This window comes from Acetobacter sp. DmW_043, assembly GCF_002153485.1.
GTDB classification, from domain to species: domain Bacteria; phylum Pseudomonadota; class Alphaproteobacteria; order Acetobacterales; family Acetobacteraceae; genus Acetobacter; species Acetobacter thailandicus.
In genome coordinates, this window is the sequence record NZ_JOMN01000021.1 from 24022 (window position 1) to 42677 (window position 18656).

Genomic DNA, 18656 nt, shown 5'->3' on the forward strand with positions numbered 1-18656 from the left:
ATACGCAGGAGAGTGCACATGACGGAATATGGTTTCGGTCGCAGAACGTTTCTGCTGGCGGGAGGTGCCTGTCTCGCCGGTGGCCTGGGTGCTGCAGGTCCGGCTCCGGTACGTCAGACGACGGCCGGGCAGGTTTATGGTTGTGCCACGATGCAACCGGGAGTAACCGCCTGGCTTGGTATTCCGTATGCAGCGCCTCCTGTGGGCAATTTACGCTGGAAACCACCGCAACCTGTTACACCCTGGGCCGGTGTCAGGTCGTGCACACAGTTTGGAGGCAGTCCCTGGGCACCGTCCGGGCCAATGGAAAGCTTCACCCCGTCGCATATGGATGAGGATTGCCTGAATCTTAATGTATGGGCCCCTCCATCAGACGGGCGTTTACGCCCGGTTATGGTCTGGATTTATGGCGGTGCCTTTATCATGGGGTCGTCGCAGGACCCAAAATATGATGGTGCGCGTCTGGCTGCTGATGGTGTTGTTTTTGTCTCTGTTAACTACCGTGTAGGGATCTTAGGTAGCTTTGCTCATCCGGAGCTGGCGCAGGAATCTCCTCATGGTGTGTCAGGTAACTATGGGCTGATGGACCAGGTTGCTGCCCTTCAGTGGGTTCGTGACAATATTGCCCGGTTTGGCGGTGACCCTGATAATGTCACGATTTTTGGCCAGTCAGCTGGTGCCTTTAGTGTTGCCTATCATCTTGTTATGCCGGCTTCACGTGGCTTGTTTCATCGGGCCGTTGCGCAAAGTGGCGCACCACTTGGTAAACCCAGCTCTTATATTCTGCTTGGTAACACAAAGCAGATGGAGCAGGTGGGGGCGGCTTATGCTCAGAGCCTTAAAGCGCCATCGCTCGAGGCATTACGCCGCATTCCGGCAAAAGATCTTATCAAGTCGTATGGTTTTAACTGGCTGTTTTATCCTGCTGTTGATGGCTGGCTTGTTCCACGCTCGCCTTACAGCATGATGGCAGAAGGTGACTGTGCCCGGGTGCCGGTTATGGCCGGGCATAACCATGATGAAGGCAGCCTTTTTCCACCAATGGGTGGCGGCACACAAACCGGGCTCCAGTCTGCTGTATCAGATTTTTATGGTCAGCAGCGTGATCCGCTGCTGCAGGTTTTGCGTCAGGAAGGGTATAATACGCCTGCGGCTATGGGGCATCAGATATTTGGTGATGTCGTGTTTAACTGGAATACCATCGTATTGTCACAGGTGATGTCGCGGCATGTGCCCAGCTATGCCTATCGCTTTGATTATGCGCATACAAAACCAGTTAACCCACACCCGGCACCAGGTCAGCTGGCAGATGCAGGTGCTTTTCATGGTGCTGAAATAGGGTTTGTACTTAAAACACATCAGTATGAAGAGCCCGCCCGTCGCTCAGAACAGGAACATCTGATGCAGGTTGTCTCTGGCTACTGGCTGAATTTTGCAAAAACAGGCTCGCCTAATGGCAGTGGTTTAACACACTGGCCTGTTTATCAGCCTGCAAAGCGTCAGCTTTTTAGCCTGGATGCTCATGCGCAGGGGTTAAGCAGCATCGATCATTATGATCGTCTTGTTTTGCTGGGGCAGGCAATGAACAACCGCGTACTGGAGGAGGAGGGGTGATATGAAAGAACCTGTTAATGTCAGCCCGTTTCTTGGCAACACTTCAGCGCTCTGGCTTTTGCTTTTTTGCTACGCGATGATCGTGGCTTCAATGTCCAGTATTGGTGTTTTTGTTTCATTTCTGCCTCATGTTATCCACGATCTTTCAATTGCAGCGCCACAGGCTGGTTTTGCAATTTCGCTTTTTTCTTTGCCCTCTGCTCTGGCATGCGTACCTATAGGGCGCTTGGTTGATCGTATTGGTATTCGTTCAGGTATGGTGCTGGCAGGCTTGCTCGCGATCGCAGGCGATGTCTGTTTAAGTCAGGCTCATAGCTGGTTACTTATTTATTTTGGTATGTGTTTGTCAGGGGCGTCTTTTGGTGCCCTGACCGTGACATGCCCATCGGCTCTTGTGTCCTGGCTTGAAGGCGACGCCCGTACACGCGCCCTGTCTTTCTGGTCTACATATGGGCCTGTTGGTTATGCTTTCGGCTTGTTGCTGGCCGTGCCATTTACCATCGGTGGTGTCTGGCAGCATGTTTTTTTGTGGCATGCGGCTATTTTTGCAGCACTCACCTGTTTTGTTATGCAGCTGCCGCGCCGCAAAGAACAGGTAAATGTCAATACTGGTAATGGTGGCCTGGCTTTATTGTTTAAAGACAAAGCTATTATACGTCTTGGTTTTTCGCTCGCTTTACCTAATGCGGTTGCTTATGGCGTTAGTGTTGTTACCCCTTCTTACCTCGCTCGTGCTTACGGGGTTGAGGTGGGTATGTCTAACAGTGGCATAGCAGCAGCAAAAATTTTTGCCATGATGCTCGGTGGCTTTGTTACCGGTTATATTCTGACCAAGCAGGTGCATTACAGAATAATGTATCGTTCGCTTGTTTGCCTGGGCCTGGCCGCTTTGTTTGTTTTGTTTTTTCCAGGCGGTGGTTTTGGCTGGGCGCTCGTTGCGCTCATCTGCTGGTTGCTGGCTTTTGGTGGCATGGCAGGGGGCACAATGGCGCAGTTGCCGACATTCGTTAGCAGACAGGAAGATATTGGTGTTGTCTCAGGCCTTGTCGGGCAGCTGACGTCACTTATCTGCCTGGCTGCTCCTCCCGTTTATCTCGCGCTGACACAGTGGTCTTCTTTCTGGGGGCTTTCCTGTTGTGTATTGCTGGTAGCCGCCTGTCTGGTGCCTTACCGCAAAACTTCTGTCAGTGCATGATCTGTATAAAATTATGATTGCAGAACTGTATATTTTTTAATCAGTCTGTGATTATGGAGATGATACTGTGAAGATTATTTCTGTTGAGGCTTTTCCGTTTTCTCTGCCGTCACGGCGTGACTTTCGCTGGGCTGGTATGCTTGGTCAGCTTGGTAACTTTGTTGCTGTGCGTATCACGACAGAAAATGGTGTGACAGGTTATGGTGAAGCTACTCCTTTGCCGGACTGGGGAGGGGATTTTGCCCGTCATGGGGGTGAAACCATAGGCACGGTTATCAATATGGTTACCACAGTTATCGGACCGGCTCTGATCGGGCAGGACGTAACGGCTGTAACCCGTGCGGCACAGATTATGGACCGTGTTGCAGTAGGCAATGTTTATGCCAAATGTGCTGTCAGCATTGCGCTGTATGATGCCTGGGGTAAGTGTGCGGGTCTTCCGGTTTATAAATTGCTGGGTGGTCAGGTGCGTGACAGCGTGCCTGTCGCACATATGGTCGGCCTGATGCCTGAAGAGGATGCGCTTGAAGAAGCTATTGCCGCAATAGATGATGGCGTCTCTTGTTTGCAGATCAAAGGCGGAACAGATGCAGCGCGTGATATTCGCCTGATTGGTGTTCTGCGCAAGCGCCTGGGCGACGATATAACTCTCAGACTTGATGCAAATCAGGGGTATGGTCACGCAAAATCTGCGATGGAGACCGTGCGTCGTCTGGTTGAGGCTGGCGTCAGTATGGTGGAGCAGCCTTCAGAAGGTCTGCGTTATATGGCAGAGGTGACAGCCTCTTCTTCTGTGCCTGTTATCGCTGATGAGAGCTGCTGGGATGTGAATGATGCGCTTGATGTGGTGTCAGCACGAGCAGCAGACTGCATCTCAGTTTATCTGGCTAAGGCAGGTGGTATAAGTGGTGCCTGTAAAGTTGCTGATGTGGCCGAAGCTTCTCTGATACCATGCGATGTTAATGGCTCGATTGAATCAGCTATTGGTACAGCAGCTAACGTTCATTTTGCGCTGGCACGGCCTGCGGTGTCACTCGGGGCTGTTATTGCAATCAGCGCACCGGCAGGGCGGCATCCATATCGTGTAGCCGGGCATTATTACGATGATGATATTCTGACAGAACCTATGCAGGTTAGTAATGGTTCTATTCTGCCGCTTGATGCTCCGGGTCTCGGCATTACGGTTGATGAAGAGAAACTGGCTGCTTTCAGGTGTGATAAGTGATGGAACCACATTATCGTATAGCTGCTGATATTGGCGGGACTTTTACAGATGTCGCCTGCCTTTCCGCTGATGGTGTTCTGGTTACGGCTAAAGTGCCGTCTACCCCTCATGACTATGCTTTGGGTATTCTGACCGGTGTGCGTCAGATCGCTGCACAGTTACAGGCGCCGGCCTCAGCTTTTGGGCAGCTGCTGCATGCCTCGACAATTGCGACAAATGCTATTCTTGAAGCAAAAGGTGCGCGGACAGGCCTGGTAACAACTGAAGGTTTCAGAGATGTTCTGGAGCTGCGTCGTATTCGTGTGCCACGTTTATATGAGCCTCTTTATCAGAAGCCGGAGCCCTTAGTGCCGCGGCGCTTGCGCCTTGAAGTGCGTGAACGCCTTGATGCCCGTGGCGATGTGATACAGGCGCTGGATGAAGAGAACGTACGTACTGTTGCTAAGACGCTGGCTAAAGCCGGAGTTGAAGCTGTGGCTGTTTGTTTTTTGCATAGCTACGTTAATCCTGAACACGAAAAGCAGGCAGAGCGTATTTTACGGGAAGAGCTGCCGGAAGATTGTTTTATCTCTGTAAGCTATGATGTGTTGCCAGAGGTACGTGAATATGAGCGCACCAGTACAACAGTTGTTAATGCTTACGTCGGGCCGGTTGTCAGTCGTTATCTTAAAGGGCTGGTGCAGACTCTTCAGAATGCAGGGTTCGATGGCCGCCTGCTGATGATGCAGTCCAGCGGTGGACTGCTTGATGTTTCTCAGGTGATTGCCCGCCCTGCTACTGTGGTTGAAAGTGGCCCTGCTGCGGGCGTGGTGGGGGCTGCACGGCTTGGGCATGTCGCCGGTTATTCCGATATTATTACGTTTGATATGGGAGGCACCACAGCAAAAGCTTCCCTTATTCAGGATAGTCGCCTGACTGCCACTGATGATTATGAGGTCGGTGGCGGTATCTCTATGTCCAGTGCTCTGGCAAAGGGTGGTGGCTATGCTTTGAAGCTGCCTATTATTGATGTGTCAGAAGTTGGCGCAGGTGGCGGCAGTGTTGTGCGCATAGATGCGGGCGGCGGGCTGAAAATTGGCCCCGAAAGTATGGGGGCTATGCCAGGGCCTGCCTGTTATGGTCATGGTGGCACACAGGCTACCGTAACGGATGCCAACCTTGTGCTTGGTTACCTCAATCCTCACGCTCTCGCTTCTGGCACAGTGCCTGTTAATGCACAGTGTGCCAGAGATGCTTTGCAGGCTGCTGTCTGCGATAAAACGGATATAAGTTTGCTCGAGGCAGCTTATGGTGTGCATTGTGTTGCTAATGCGACGATGATGCGTGCGGTTAAGGCTGTTTCGACCTATCGTGGTCGTAATCCACGTGACTTCACAATGCTGGCTTTTGGCGGCAATGGTGGCATGCATGCGGCGTTACTTGCCCGTGAGCTGAATATCGGACGAGTGATTGTGCCACCTGGAGCAGGTGTGTTCAGTGCTGTTGGTCTGCTTTTTGCTGATTATGAAATGGGCCGTACAATTGCCTATGCCGCGCCTTTGCCTGCCGGGGAAGAGGCACGACGTGCTCTTGAAGCCGCTTATCATGCCTTGCAGTCTGCACTTTGCTCTGAAATGGGTGAAGACGATAATGCCGGGCTGACTATTACCCGTTTTGCGCAGCTGCGTTATCAGGGGCAGGGGTATGAGCTGAGTGTACCACTTTCATCAGCCACGGTTACCGCTGATGTGATTAAGCAGGCAGCGCAGGATTTTATGGCTGAGCACAAACGCAGCTACGGCTATGTGCATGATAATGGCCACATGGAGCTTGTCAGTATTCGTGTGGTGACCTCACGCCCGCCTGCACGTCCGCCTGAAATTAATAAGGTGATAGCTGGTGGCCATCTGGCTGAGGAAAGCACACGTATGGCCTATTTTGGCGCGCAGCATGGCCTGCTGTCCACACCTGTGCTCCACCGTTACCTGCTGAACGATAAACCGCGTCAGGGGCCGATGATTATTGAGGAATATGAAGGCACCACCATTGTGCCGCCTGACTGCATGGTCTGGCGTGATGCTTATAATAACGTGGTGATTGATCTGCCAGAACAGGGAGGCGCATGATGGCTGAGTGTGACCTGGCTCTTCTTGAGATTATAAAAAACGGATTTGAAGCTATTGCTGATGAGATGGCGATTATTCTCATGCGCACAGCTCATTCGCCAATTGTACGCGATGCGATGGATTTTTCCACTGCTTTGTGCGACCCGCAGGGGCAGAACATTGCCCAGGGCCTTACAACTCCCATGCATCTTGGTAGTTTTTATGATGCCATGCAGCATCTGATCACAGAATATGCCGGAAATATTGATGAGGGTGATGTTTTTGTTGGCAATGACCCTTACCTGGCATCAGGGCAGCATCTGCCAGATATTTATGTTGTAAAACCTCTTTTTCATGACAGTATTTTGTGTGGATGGGCAGCTACCATTGCGCATCATGTTGATGTGGGCGGGCTGGTGCCTGGCAGTAATTCTCTCAGTTCTGTCAGCATTCATCAGGAAGGGCTGCGCCTTCCTTTTTTAAAGCTGTTTCGTAAAAATATGCCTGATACCGCCATTCACGCTATTATTGCGGCAAATGTGCGTACACCCGACCTGGTTTTGGGGGATATTGCGGCGCAATGTGCGGCAGTTCAGGCCGGTGATCGTGCATTCGCTGATATGCTGCGGCGTTATGGTCGTGAGGAGCTGCATTTTTATACCGCGGCGCTACATGACTATGCTGAACGTCTGGCTCGTGAGTCTATTCGTTCAATTGCTGATGGTATCTATACTTTTGAAGACCATATTGACGGTTTGGGAGAGCAGGGAGCCCCGGTTGTTTTTCGCCTGGCCCTGCATGTGCAGGGTGATGAAGTAACCGCTGACTGGACAGGAACTTCAGAGCAGGTTGCAGGTGGTATCAACGCGCCTGTCTCTTTTTGTAAGTCGAATGTTTACGCGGCACTGCGTTCAGTTATGGGGGCTGACGTTCCCAACTGTCACGGTTATACCCGTCCTATTAAAGTCGTTGCGCCAGAAGGTACTGTGCTAAACTGTACTTACCCCGCGGCCTGCGGCGGCCGGGGTATTACAGGGTATCGTATTGTTGATTGTGTATTTGGAGCACTGGCGCCATGTTTGCCCGAGAGTGTGGCAGCTGACGGTGCAGGCGGGTCTACTTTGCCCAGTTTCAGTGGCGTGTATCGTGGCCGTACCTTTGTGTTTTCTGAGTGCGTAATGGGTGTGTGGGGCGGAACAGCACAGCATGATGGCCAGGAGGGTGTACCTCATATGGCCTCTAACCAGGCAAATGTTCCTGTCGAAATTATAGAGACAGACTATCCCATTCGTATTGAGCGTTATGGTGTTGTGCCTGATACGGCCGGAGCGGGTAAACAGCGTGGTGGCCTCGGTATTCTGCGCGAATATCGTATCCTGCAGGATAACGTCTATTTTGGTGTGCGTTCTGATAAAGTGAAATATCCGCCACATGGTCTGTTTGGTGGCAGGCCTGGTGCGGCAGCTTCAAATATTCTGATCTCGCAGGGGCAGGAGAGCACTCTGCCGGCTATGCCGCTTGATCCGATTATACTTGGTAAGGGTGATGTTTACCGTCATGTCATGGCGGGTGGTGGTGGCTATGGCGACCCCTTAGAGCGTGACCCCGTGCATGTGCTGGAGGATGTGCGGGACGGTCGTGTGACACGTGACGGAGCTTTGTCTGCCTACGGAGTGGTTCTGACAGCTGACCTGGATGTGGATGAGAGCGAAACCCGTGCCTACAGAGCCAGAATGAGAGGACAACACTCATGACTATTATTACGGATAAACGCGTTGTTTCAGACCTCGATCCGTTTTCAGCAGAGTTCAGGGCTGATCCTTATCGTTATTATGCACAGCTGCGTGCTCTTGGGCCTGTTGTCTGGCTTGAAAAGCATAATATCTGGGTGGTGCACCACTATGACCAGGTGCGCACAGTACTGACCGACTGGCAGCGTTTCAGCAACGCCGGTGGTGGTGGGCTGACGAATTATTTTAAAGATAAAAACTGGCGTCAGCCCAGCATTATTCTTGAGGTTGACCCGCCCGACCATGACCGCACCCGCAAGGTACTTATGCGTTTGTTTACCCCGGGTGCTCTGCAAAAAATGCGTACCGAGTTTACCGGTGTGGCAGATGACCTGATAAGCAGAGCAACAGAGCGTGGCCGTATTGAAGCTGTGTCAGAGCTCGTTCTGCCTTTTCCCATGAAGGTGTTTCCTGACGCTGTGGGTATGCCTCCTCTCGACCGTGACATGATGCTCGTCTATGGCGGTATGGTGTTTGGTGCATTCGGGCCGCGTACACCATGGTATGATCAGCTTTTGTCACGGGCTGAAGAAGTGAGTGCCTGGGTTGATGCTCATTGTGAGCGCTCGGCTCTGACAGATGATGGCCTGGGCGCTGCGATGTATGCCGCTGCTGACAGGGGTGAGATCACGCACGCTGAGGCAAAGCTGCTTGTGAGGTCTTTTCTTTCTGCCGGGGTTGATACCACGATTGACTCAATAGGCTTGTGCCTGCGTGCGCTGGCTGAGCACCCCGCGCAGTGGGCATTGCTGCGTGAAGATCCATCTCTTGCCCGTGCTGCTTTTGAAGAAGCTACGCGTTACGACAGTTCATCACAAAGTCTGTTCCGCACTACGACTGAAGATTTCGAGTTCGAAGGGCAGCGACTGGGTAAGCATGAAAAAGTACTGGTTCTGATAGGTTCAGCCGGGCGAGATCCGCTTGCGTGGGAAGAGCCTGATCGTTTTGATATTCGCCGCAGAATAACCCGCCAGATTGGTTATGGCGCCGGCCCACATGCCTGCGTGGCGCAGATGATGGCCCGCCTTGAGGGCGAGGTTTTCTTCCGTACTCTGGCAGAAAAAGTTGACCGCCTTGAAACAGATGGCCCTTCAGAGCTGAGGCTGCATCCTGGTCTGCGCGGGCTGACATCTTTGCCTCTTGTTCTTGGCGGCAAACAATAAGGAGACACACACCATGGCAACAGTGATTGTAGCAGGTGGTGCTACAGGTATAGGTCGCGCCTGTGTCAGAAAATTTCGCGAACAGGGCGATAATGTTGTGCTGATTGACCACCGGGCTGAGGCCCGGAGCGTGGTTGATGAAGAGAGCAATGGGGAATGTCTGTTTCTTCAGCGTGACCTGTCTGACCCTGCTGTCCCGCAGGAGGCTGTCGCTCTTGCTGTCAAGCAATTTGGCGGAGTTGATACGGTAATTATTACCGCAGCGCTTATGGTCTCTGCTTCTCTGGCAGACTGGACAGAGGAGATGTGGGACCGCACCGTGGCCCTTAATCTCAAAATGCCGTTTTTCTTTACTCAGGCGGCAGCGCCTTATCTGGCCATGTCTGACAATGCGAGCGTGGTGTTTACGTCTTCAACCGGGGCGATCAGAGGGCATGCCGGTATGTCTGCCTATCAGGCGACCAAAGCGGCTTTACCTGGTCTTGCCCGTAGTCTGACCGCAGAGCTTGCGCCTCAGGGGATTCGTATTAACTGCGTGCTGCCTGGCTGGATCGAGACCCCTTTTAATGATCCGTTCTGGTCTTATCAGCATGACCCTGATGAAAAACGTAAGGTGATTGATAAGCAAATTCCGCTCGGGCGACATGGCACACCAGATGAGGTCGCAGCACTTATTCTGCTTCTGGCTGCTGCGGGTGGTCGCTATATGGCGGGCACCTCCTTTGTGGTTGATGGCGGGTATACGGCGGTTTAGACATGACATACAGGCACTGGCATATTGCTGATGGTTTTTCATCATCTGTCAGACCGGTTATTTCCGGTCCGGCAGGGGCTGTGTCTGCGGCGCATCCGCTTGCCGTATCCGCTGCGCAGGATGTCCTGTCACGTGGCGGCAGTGCGGCAGATGCCGCCATTGCGGCACAGGCTGTTTTGTGCGTTGTCGCACCTGATGCCTGCGGCATTGGCGGTGATTTATTTGCACTCGTTGCAGAGGGCGAGCAGACATTTGCCGTTAGCGGGGCCGGGGCTTTTCCGGCTAAAGCGACACGCTGCACTGATGAAGGGGCTAACAGCATCACCGTGCCTGGTATTGCTGGTGCCTGGGCGCGCATGCATGCCCGCTGGGGCCGGCTGCCATTTGCTATTATTTTTGAGAAGGCTATTCGCCTGGCTGAAGATGGGATTGTACTCTCAGAGTCTCTTGCTCAGGTCGTTAAGGCGCATACGCCCAGGCTGGAACGTAACGGGAGCAGCATCTGGCCATTGATGAGCCTGAAAGCCGGGCAGCTTTGGGTGCAGCCCGAACTTGCATCTGTACTGCGGCGTTTTGCTGAGCGGGGGCCTGAGTGTTTTTATACCGCAGATTATGCAGCAGGCGTGGCGCGTCGTGTTGCTGCATATGGTGGCGCCCTGGATGAGCACGATCTTTCTGCCCATCAGACAGACATCATGCAGCCACTCGCTATCCGCCTGGGGGAAGCAACGGTGCTGGTGCAGCCGTCCCCTGCACAGGGTGTGTTGCTCGGCATGGCTTTGAAGAATTTTAGTCGCTGGTCACCTGAGACAGACGTGCAGGCTGATCATATTGCGGTTGAACTGACAGAGGCCTCCTTCGCTTATCGTGACCGTGCAGCTGAGGGGGCAGCCCTTCTTGATATAGCGTTGCAGGCAGATCCTGACCGTGCATCACGGCGGGGTGGCCCTCGTGCTTACCTGCATACAGCCGGTGTTTCTGTCGCGGATTGTCATGGCATGGTGGTATCATCCCTTGTGAGCGTGTTTGATGATTTTGGCTCCTGTCTGCTGGTGCCTGAGCTGGGGATTATGCTCAACAACAGAGCCGGCGGGTTTACCACAGGTGCAAATAGCTGGGCAGCAGGACGCAGGCCTGTGCATACACTGGCCCCGGCTATGGTGCGTTCACAAAATGGGGTGATGGCACTGGCAACACCAGGGGCTGACGGGCAGGTGCAGACATTACTGCAGGTGATTGACCGGATGATACGGCGCGGAGAAGATATTGCTTCGGCTGTGGCGGCTCCGCGCTGGCGTAGTGAAGGCGGACAGCTTCTGGTTGAGGACGGACATCCGTCAGAAGCAGGCTTGCGGGCTCTGGGGCATGATATTGCTCTGCGGCCATCGGGAGCTTTGTGTTTCGGAGCCGTTGCCTGTGCCGGTGTGGAGGCCGGAGGGGAACCTTTTGCGGTGAGTGACTGGCGGCGCAATAGCTGGGCAGGTGTTGTCTGAGTTTTATCCCAGGTAAAGGTCACTCAGCAGATGTCATTCGGTTTATGAGAAAAATTGTGTAACAGAGAAGTATCTTCGACGTGTGACGCTGAGTGTCGTGCGTGATCTCAGCGAAGGAACAGAAGCTGTGCGCATGCTTATTTTTATGTTTTTACCGTTGTTTGTCATTGCTGACTGGCTGCTTCCGCTACCATTGCCTTTGCTGGTGAAACCGGGGTGCGCAGTGCTGATTATCGTGGCAGCGCTGTATCATTTCTGGTGTCGCTGTTCTTCAGGCTCCGTGTTTGCCCCTGAGTTTCCGCGCCCGGTTGTTATATTGTTTAACTGGGGCTTTGGCACACTTGTATTTCTCTTTCTGTTTCAGCTGTTGCTTGATGGTGGTGTAGTGGTCGCTGCTGTAGTTAAAGGGCAGTGGCTACATATTCCTCCGGTGGTACGTATAGCTGCCGGAGGATTTGCTGGTTTTCTGGCGGCGTTTGCTCTGGTAAATGCTTTGCGTGTGCCACCGGTTGAAGATGTAACAGTTGTTATCCCTGGGCTGGATAAGGCGTTTGACGGTTATACGCTCCTTCAGCTGAGTGATCTGCATATCAGCCGGCTTTTTCCTCGCACATGGACAGAGGCAGTTACAGAGCGTGCAAATGCAGCTCAGGCCGATATGATAGTCATCACAGGTGATTTTATTGATGGCTCTGTTGCCATGCGCCGTGATGATATTGCACCACTTTCAAATCTCAGTGCGCCTGATGGTGTGCTCGCTGTACCTGGCAACCATGAGTATTTTTTTGATTATGATGCGTGGATGAAGCATTTATCATCTCTTGGGTTTAAGATGCTTTTAAACAGCCATGATACCGTAAAGCGTGGTGACGCCCGGCTTGTGATTGCCGGTGTGACAGACCGCTCTGCATCCGGGCATCATTTAGCTGGCCCCGACCCTGAGGCAGCTCTGGCCGGAAAACCTGCTGATGCCCCTGTTATTTTGCTCGATCATCAGCCTGGTGAAGCGCACAATGCTGCAGAGCGTGGTGTGGCTCTTCAGCTTTCAGGGCACACTCATGGCGGTATGTTACCTTTATTGTCCTGGCTTGTTGCGCGAGGTAATAACGGGTTTGTCTCCCGTCGTTATCAGATTGGCGGGATGACGCTTTATGTCAGCAACGGTACAGGGTTATGGCCAGGTTTTGCACTGCGTCTTGGTGTGCCATCAGAAATGACGCGTTTTCGTCTGCGCTGCGCCTGATTTCCTGCCCGCTTCTTTGCAGGAAAGAAGCGGGATATTCTTTTTTACTGACTTTGTTGCATATAGCGTGCGCTGAAAGCCCGCAGCGCATGAGCAAAACAGTCAAAGGGTGCGCGGGTTTGCCCGGCACCGATGACACCACCTTTTTTATGAGCAATGGCAGTATCAATGACAGGTGTCAGGTTTGCCTGCACTACTTTGCGAATATCAATGCCTGTAGGTGCACCGGTAAAATTCATATTCGGAATTTTAAACTCAGTAACCTGACCCAGTGTAATCAGCTGCATGCTTTCCACTACCGATGTCGCACGGGCAAATGAGCCATTAACAAACTGCTGCAGCACTGGTGCTGCAGCCTGAACATGCCCGCCAAGACCAATCGTTTCCATAATGCTGCTGTCGCCAATGTCGGGCACAGCATCGGCATCGCTCCATTCAGAGGAGAAGAATAATCCTTCAATCCGGCTGGCAGGGGCGGTGAACCACTGTTCACCCAGGCCACTGACTTTAATGCCAAACTCAACACCGTTACGACACATGGCAGAGACCATTGTGCTGTAGGGGATATTTTTTGTGGCATCTGCCATGGCTTTACCGGCTGCCATTGAAAGGCAGAGTGAGAACTGCTCATTTACTTTCAGGTAGTCGAGCACCTCATGCAGCAGAGCGGGGTCTGTGCAGGTTTCATAAAGTGGCAGAATAAGAGCGTTAAGAATAACCAGGCTGCCGCCGCTGTTGCGGTTGTGGCACTCATCGCCCATTTCAAGGGCGCGGGCAATCATAGGTTTAACCGGAATGCCCTGTGTGCTGCGAACAGCTTTGCCCACCACCGGGCCAAGCACGGTTTCAAGCCAGGTCCAGCGTTTGCGGGCTTCGAGGTTATAGTCGTCGCGGTTTTGCAGGCCTGAGGCCGGCCCCTGAAAGAGCTGTGAATAACCATAGCGATCATGCACACTATCATACACAACAGCCATAGGGCTGGAGGCAGAGGTAATGCCAGCCATGCCACCAACAGCACCATATTCGTGACAGGGGGCAACAGTAACCTGCCCTGACAAGATCATTGCTTCAGCATCAGCCTCATCTGCGGCCAGACCTTCATGCAGAACAGCCTGCACGACACCCATTTTTTGCGGGCCGCACATATTCTGCCAGGCAATGGGTGGACCTGCATGCAGCACTGTATGACGGGTCATGCCAGGCAGTACACTGAGGGCAGGCTGCACATCGACCCACACCGGTTTAGCAGAAACCAGGCGAGAAAAAGCTTCTTCGTTTGCAGCGTTAATTTTGTCAATGAGTGAGGTCATGCCTGTGCCCCTGCTACTTTTTGACCAAATGCTTTAAGGGCAGCTTCAAAACAGCCCATGGGTGCACGTACTTCACCGGCACCAATTAACCCGCCTTCTTTGTGAGTAATGGCGGTATCAAGCAGAGGGAGAATGCCTGTCTGCACCACTTTACGTATATCAATGCCAATGGGGCCTGGTGCAAAATCCATGGCAGGAATACGAACGTCAGGGTTAGAGGCTGCACAAATCTCCTGCATCTCGAGCGTGTTGGCAATGGCCTGCTGCACCGTTCCCTGTACATATTGCGTAACAGTCGGAGCCGCTGGCTGAATAAAGCCACCAAGACCGATGACTTCTGTGATGGCGCTGTCACCCAGGTCAGGAGCTGCGTTTGAATCGTTCCATTCTGCTCTGAAGAAAAGCCCCGTGACAGGGTTGGCTGGTGCGGTAAACCACTGGTCGCCCAGACCACTGACCTTAATGCCAAAATCGACACCATTGCGCGACATAGCTGTGACGATCGTGCTGTAGTCAATGCCTTCGGCCGGAACCAGCATCGCCTTTGCTGCAGCCATAATGGCATGAAGAAGAAAATGCTCTGATTCTACAAGAAATTTTATTGATGCTTTGACATCTTCTCCGGGCATATCAAGAGCGACGAGATAGGCAAACATTTCTTTAAGAAACTGTGCCGTCGCCGCGACAGAGCGGTTATGGCATTCATCCCCCATTTCCACAGCACGAGAGATAATATTACGAATATCTATCGGACCCGAGGCCTGAAGTGCTTTACTAAGCACAGGAGCAAAAACTTTCGCCTGCCATGTCAGATTTTTAAAGACAGTTTCGTCATACGCTCCCCATTTCAGCAGACGCAGACCACCTCCCTCAGAGATGCAGCTATAGGCACGATTGCCAAATGTTGCATTTTCGACAACCAGCATGGGAGTGGAGGCTGAGATAATGCCTGCACCTGCACCAACAGAAACATGATGGTGGCAGGGGGCGATCAGAATTTCACCACTACGAATTTTCTGGTCGGCTTCTTCGGGGGTGCTGGCCAGTCCTTCCCACAGGGCAGCCCCGGTGACACCATTTTTGTGGGGGCCGCACATACGATCCCACTCAATAGCAGGCCCTGCGTGCATAATCAGGTTGGGCGTCATACCAGGCACTACGTTTAGTGCAGGGGCAACGTCAATCAGCCGTGGTTTGCCTCGCAGAATAATATCAAGCGTTTTGGCATTGGCATCTTCAATCAGAGTTTTCAGGGCAGACATGGTATTTTTTTCCGCAAACAGAGGAGAGTGAATCAGAGCAGAGAGTCGAGCAGGTTCATCAGGTCTTCATTTTGCGTGGCAGGAGGGCTCCACTGCACCTGTACAACATCGACCGATTGCTGCCTGAGTGTTTCGGCAAAGAGGTCAATGCCGATATTCACCACACTCAGAGTTTGTCCGAATAAAGGAGAGGGTTGCTGCTCAGTCATTGAGTGTCTCCAGATAATGGCCAGCCAGTGTGACGGCCTCAGCATTGTTGCCTGCGACAAGAATACCGGCAGCCCATAGCTGCTCGGCTTGTTTTTCATAATTTTGTATGTCGTTTTCTGTACCGCAGATTGTAACAATCACCGGCAGATCGCGCCCGTCTGCCTGTGTGATGGCGCGGGCTTGTGTAATGGTTTCTGCCAGTTGTGCAGCCGGGTTTTCATGTGCGCCGTAGCCGATAACAAGATCGAGGAGGAGGAGTGCTACATCAGGGTCCTGAGCTTCTCTGAGGATACGCTGATTTCTGAGCGAGGGATCGATCATCGGGTGAGCGCGCCCTTCGGTATAGGCATCCTCACCCATATCGATAAGGGTATGCTCTTTGCTGTTAAAGAGGTCTTTCAGTTCATATGCGCCGTGCTCCAGGTTGGAGTAGATACCGCCCAGTTGTTCACGAAGCAGAAACAGCGCTTCATAACAAAGGGTACCACCAGCATATAAGCCACGCAGGTAACGTTGCGATGGTTTGCGTGCAGTACGTGCGGTTTGCATAAACTTGTTTGTGTCAGCACTGCTCAGATGCGGCAGCTCGCAGGAGGGGTTAAGCAGGCGTGCAGCTGTCAGGGCTGTTTCGGCCAGGGTTGAGGTGAAAGTAATATTGCCTTTCTGCCCGGTTATACTCTGCCCGATAAAGTTCATTACAACAGGTTTGGTCTGACGTGAGCAGAATGCAATAATTTTCTCAGCAATTTCCGGGCTGGGTGGCTTTGATGTGACGACAATAACATCTGTACCATGATCTGCGGCAAGCATGGCCAGCCCCTGCAACATTGTCAGGCCACCAATGTCGTGTTGCAGGTCGCGTCCGCCCGTGCCAATGGCCTGGCTTACACCACAGTGCAGCCAGTCAAGCAGAGAAGAAATCTCCTGGGTGCCGGTGCCGGATGCCGCAACAAGGCCAATTTTTCCCTTGCGCACAGCATTGGTAAAGCCAAGACCCACACCGTTAATCAGGGCTGTGCCGCAGTCGGGGCCCATAAGCAGGCGGTTTTTTTCCTGGGCCAGCTCTTTGAGTTTACGTTCATCTTCGCGACTGACATTGTCACTGAATAAAAAGACGTTCAGCCCCAGCTCAAGAGCGCGTTTTGCTTCGCGATACGCATAAATACCAGGTAAAGAAATGCAGGCCATATTAATGGCCGGGTTTAGAGCGCAGGCCGCGTCAACCGAACGCGGCTGGAGTGTTTGCTGCCCACTCTGCACTTTTTGTGATAGGAAAGACTGAGCTGCGGCAACGGCGCGTTCAGCAGCCTCTTCCGTATCTGCGACAACAGCGATAATCAGATCATCGGGGTTTGCAGCTTTAACGGCATTAGTTAACAGGCCTGATGTATCAAGAATTTTTTTATTATTAACTGTCGCCATCATAGCCATGGCTTCAGTGACGCCGCTTTCCTGACGAATAGCTTCTGAAGCACGCATCAGGCGTACAGAGTCATGATATTCACGCGGGCGAATGAGAATACGGGAGGTCATCAGTCAGCCCTCACTTTTCTGAATGGTTGTGTCATGAAACAGGGGGTAGGCCCCGATGGCATCAAAAGTCAGGCCGCTGACTGTTGTGCGGGCAGCAACAATATTAGCATTGCAATGCAGGGGAACAGCCAGAGCCGCCTGCATAACCGCAAGCTGTACCTTGTTAAATAAAGGGACATATCCTGCTTTATCGATACAGGTGTCAGACTGTTCAATGAGAGTATCAATTTCGGGATAATCTTCAGGGCCGCGTTTGCTCCAGCCGTAACCGCCCGCACCATTGTTGCGGGAATGATAGACAAACCCAAGAAGCTGCGATGAGCTTGCATATTTTCCCTGTGGGATCATATTGTGCAGCCCTTGCATGCCGGCCTGAATCCATGCAGGGGGTGAGCAAAGTTCTACTTTGACTGTTATGCCCAGAGGGGCGAGTTCGCGCGTGATAATATCGCCAAATTCAGGGTAGAAATTAACCGGTAAAGCGTAAAAAATAACTTCCAGCGGAACAGAATTTTTATAACGTCTGCCATCTGCCTGCATAATCCAGCCATTCTGTTCAAGTAAGGTGACAGCTTTGTCTGGATCATAAGGATAAAATGTTTCCACACCTGGTTCATAACCCAGCGTAAACTGCGAGACCGGGCCATATGCGCGGGTAAATTCTCCTTTAAATACTTCTGTAACCAGAGCGTCTCTGTTAATAGCGTGGCTGAGAGCCTGTCTGACCGCCAGACTGTCTGTGGGGGTGCGCTTTATGTTGAGCATAAGACAGACAGGCACACCACGGATGGGCCAGACTGTTACATCTGTATCCTGGCGCGCACGCAGAGGAGCTGCATCTCCCGGGTTTGCAGCAAAAATCAGATCAACTTCATTTTTCTCAAAAGCTTCACTTCGTTTTTTATCATCAGCGATGAATTTGAAGACGATTTCATCAAGATGAGCCGTTTCCTGGTTTTTTACCACTGGTGGTGCCCAGGCGTAAGCCGGGTTACGCCTGATGACCAGACAGTTTCCGGCCTCCCAGCGGTCAAAGATGAAAGGACCTGTCCCAACGGGGTGCCGCATGAAACCAGGACCATTTTCCTGCATGGCTTTGACTGACATAGGGGCAAGCCATGCCTGACTCAAAGCATCAAGAAAGAGGGCATAAGGTTTGTCGAGCAGAATTTCGAGGCAGTAATCATTGATAATATGACAGGACCTGTAACTGCCCAGAAGACTGCCTGCCAGCTGTGATTTGCTGGCAGGGTCACGTGCCCTCTCAAACGAGGCCTGAACGGCATGAGCAGTAAAAGCGGTGCCATCATGAAACAGAACATCACGACGCAGGGTAAAAATATAGCTGCACTGGTCTTCTGAAATCTGAAAGCTTTCAGCCAGACCAGGCAGATACTCGCCATCAGTGGTTTTATTTACCAGCGTATCAAAAACACCATTGGTCATTTGCAGGGCAAGCTCTGCAGCGCCCAGATGGGGGTCGATATTAGATGGTTCGTAATGAACCCCGACGCGAAGCTGTTTCAAAGGTTATACTCTCCGCTAAAGTTCTTAATGTGAACATATGTGCGAATTTGAAACATTTTACGCATTTATTGCAAGAGAGAAAATGTGTCGAATACGAAACTTTTTTATTGAATCTCTGAATGGTGCGCTGAACAACAGAGAAAATATGACTACCGTAAGCGCATATATCCCGGCAGAAGTTTGCCCTGCCGGGTGAGAAAATATTAGTATTTTCAGAGGAAAAAGGAGTCCCTTGCCGTCACATGGGCAGCAA

14 protein-coding genes are annotated in these 18656 nt (G+C 52.1%); 9 read left to right on the forward strand and 5 right to left on the reverse strand.

All coding sequences use genetic code 11. The annotated features are described in order from the left end of the window. Positions 1 to 18: 18 nt before the first annotated feature. From HK11_RS07285 to HK11_RS07325, 9 genes are all read left to right on the forward strand, one after another. On the forward strand, positions 19 to 1614 hold the full coding sequence (locus HK11_RS07285; protein WP_086554696.1) for a carboxylesterase/lipase family protein: 1596 nt from the start codon (positions 19 to 21) through the stop codon (positions 1612 to 1614). Between the two features lies 1 nt (position 1615). Beyond that, the gene (locus tag HK11_RS07290) at positions 1616 to 2809 is read left to right on the forward strand and encodes an MFS transporter (RefSeq protein ID WP_086554697.1); all 1194 of its coding nucleotides are present in this window, start codon (positions 1616 to 1618) and stop codon (positions 2807 to 2809) included. Positions 2810 to 2876: 67 nt separating this feature from the next. Next, complete coding sequence (locus tag HK11_RS07295) at positions 2877 to 4034, forward strand: mandelate racemase/muconate lactonizing enzyme family protein (RefSeq protein WP_086554698.1); 1158 nt, start codon at positions 2877 to 2879, stop codon at positions 4032 to 4034. After that, entirely contained in the window at positions 4034 to 6139 is a 2106-nt protein-coding gene (locus tag HK11_RS07300) for a hydantoinase/oxoprolinase family protein (RefSeq protein WP_086554699.1), read from the forward strand. Before HK11_RS07295 ends, HK11_RS07300 begins: the two co-directional genes overlap by 1 nt. Next, positions 6136 to 7872: a hydantoinase B/oxoprolinase family protein gene (locus HK11_RS07305; protein WP_233133362.1), complete on the forward strand. Its 1737-nt coding sequence runs from the start codon at positions 6136 to 6138 to the stop codon at positions 7870 to 7872. The genes HK11_RS07300 and HK11_RS07305 overlap by 4 nt, the downstream gene beginning before the upstream one ends. Continuing rightward, positions 7869 to 9071, forward strand: coding sequence for a cytochrome P450 (locus HK11_RS07310; protein ID WP_086554701.1), 1203 nt, complete (start codon positions 7869 to 7871; stop codon positions 9069 to 9071). The genes HK11_RS07305 and HK11_RS07310 overlap by 4 nt, the downstream gene beginning before the upstream one ends. Positions 9072 to 9084: 13 nt before the next feature. Continuing rightward, positions 9085 to 9825 (forward strand): SDR family NAD(P)-dependent oxidoreductase, encoded by a 741-nt coding sequence (locus HK11_RS07315; RefSeq protein ID WP_086554702.1) that lies wholly within the window; start codon positions 9085 to 9087, stop codon positions 9823 to 9825. A 2-nt stretch (positions 9826 to 9827) separates the two neighbouring features. Then, positions 9828 to 11318: a gamma-glutamyltransferase gene (locus tag HK11_RS07320; RefSeq protein WP_086554703.1), complete on the forward strand. Its 1491-nt coding sequence runs from the start codon at positions 9828 to 9830 to the stop codon at positions 11316 to 11318. 133 nt (positions 11319 to 11451) lie between these two features. Then, a complete protein-coding gene (locus HK11_RS07325) occupies positions 11452 to 12561 on the forward strand; it encodes a metallophosphoesterase (protein WP_369822933.1) in 1110 nt (369 codons plus the stop codon). A gap of 44 nt (positions 12562 to 12605) precedes the next feature. Here HK11_RS07325 and HK11_RS07330 read toward each other — a convergent pair whose 3' ends face one another. From HK11_RS07330 to HK11_RS07345, 5 genes are read right to left on the reverse strand one after another with little or no spacing between them, the layout of a single operon-like run. Beyond that, the gene (locus tag HK11_RS07330; RefSeq protein WP_086554704.1) at positions 12606 to 13871 is read right to left on the reverse strand and encodes a DUF1116 domain-containing protein; all 1266 of its coding nucleotides are present in this window, start codon (positions 13869 to 13871) and stop codon (positions 12606 to 12608) included. Continuing rightward, positions 13868 to 15133, reverse strand: coding sequence for a DUF1116 domain-containing protein (locus HK11_RS07335; protein WP_086554705.1), 1266 nt, complete (start codon positions 15131 to 15133; stop codon positions 13868 to 13870). Before HK11_RS07335 ends, HK11_RS07330 begins: the two co-directional genes overlap by 4 nt. A 32-nt stretch (positions 15134 to 15165) precedes the next feature. Beyond that, complete coding sequence (locus tag HK11_RS12470) at positions 15166 to 15342, reverse strand: hypothetical protein (protein WP_198943238.1); 177 nt, start codon at positions 15340 to 15342, stop codon at positions 15166 to 15168. Beyond that, positions 15335 to 16876, reverse strand: a complete 1542-nt coding sequence (fdrA, locus tag HK11_RS07340; protein WP_086554706.1) for an acyl-CoA synthetase FdrA — start codon at positions 16874 to 16876, stop codon at positions 15335 to 15337. The genes HK11_RS12470 and fdrA overlap by 8 nt, the downstream gene beginning before the upstream one ends. 3 nt (positions 16877 to 16879) lie before the next feature. Then, on the reverse strand, positions 16880 to 18403 hold the full coding sequence (locus HK11_RS07345; protein ID WP_233133363.1) for an ABC transporter substrate-binding protein: 1524 nt from the start codon (positions 18401 to 18403) through the stop codon (positions 16880 to 16882). Between the last annotated feature and the right edge of the window lie 253 nt (positions 18404 to 18656).

Coding starts and splice junctions, on each gene's coding strand:
- fdrA (WP_086554706.1), bottom strand. CDS start 16,876: ATGACCTCCCGTATTCTCATTCGCCCGCGTGAATATCATGACTCTGTA.
- HK11_RS07330 (WP_086554704.1), bottom strand. CDS start 13,871: ATGACCTCACTCATTGACAAAATTAACGCTGCAAACGAAGAAGCTTTT.
- HK11_RS07315 (WP_086554702.1), top strand. CDS start 9,085: ATGGCAACAGTGATTGTAGCAGGTGGTGCTACAGGTATAGGTCGCGCC.
- HK11_RS07310 (WP_086554701.1), top strand. CDS start 7,869: ATGACTATTATTACGGATAAACGCGTTGTTTCAGACCTCGATCCGTTT.
- HK11_RS07325 (WP_369822933.1), top strand. CDS start 11,452: ATGCTTATTTTTATGTTTTTACCGTTGTTTGTCATTGCTGACTGGCTG.
- HK11_RS07285 (WP_086554696.1), top strand. CDS start 19: ATGACGGAATATGGTTTCGGTCGCAGAACGTTTCTGCTGGCGGGAGGT.
- HK11_RS07290 (WP_086554697.1), top strand. CDS start 1,616: ATGAAAGAACCTGTTAATGTCAGCCCGTTTCTTGGCAACACTTCAGCG.
- HK11_RS07300 (WP_086554699.1), top strand. CDS start 4,034: ATGGAACCACATTATCGTATAGCTGCTGATATTGGCGGGACTTTTACA.
- HK11_RS07305 (WP_233133362.1), top strand. CDS start 6,136: ATGATGGCTGAGTGTGACCTGGCTCTTCTTGAGATTATAAAAAACGGA.
- HK11_RS12470 (WP_198943238.1), bottom strand. CDS start 15,342: ATGACTGAGCAGCAACCCTCTCCTTTATTCGGACAAACTCTGAGTGTG.
- HK11_RS07320 (WP_086554703.1), top strand. CDS start 9,828: ATGACATACAGGCACTGGCATATTGCTGATGGTTTTTCATCATCTGTC.
- HK11_RS07335 (WP_086554705.1), bottom strand. CDS start 15,133: ATGTCTGCCCTGAAAACTCTGATTGAAGATGCCAATGCCAAAACGCTT.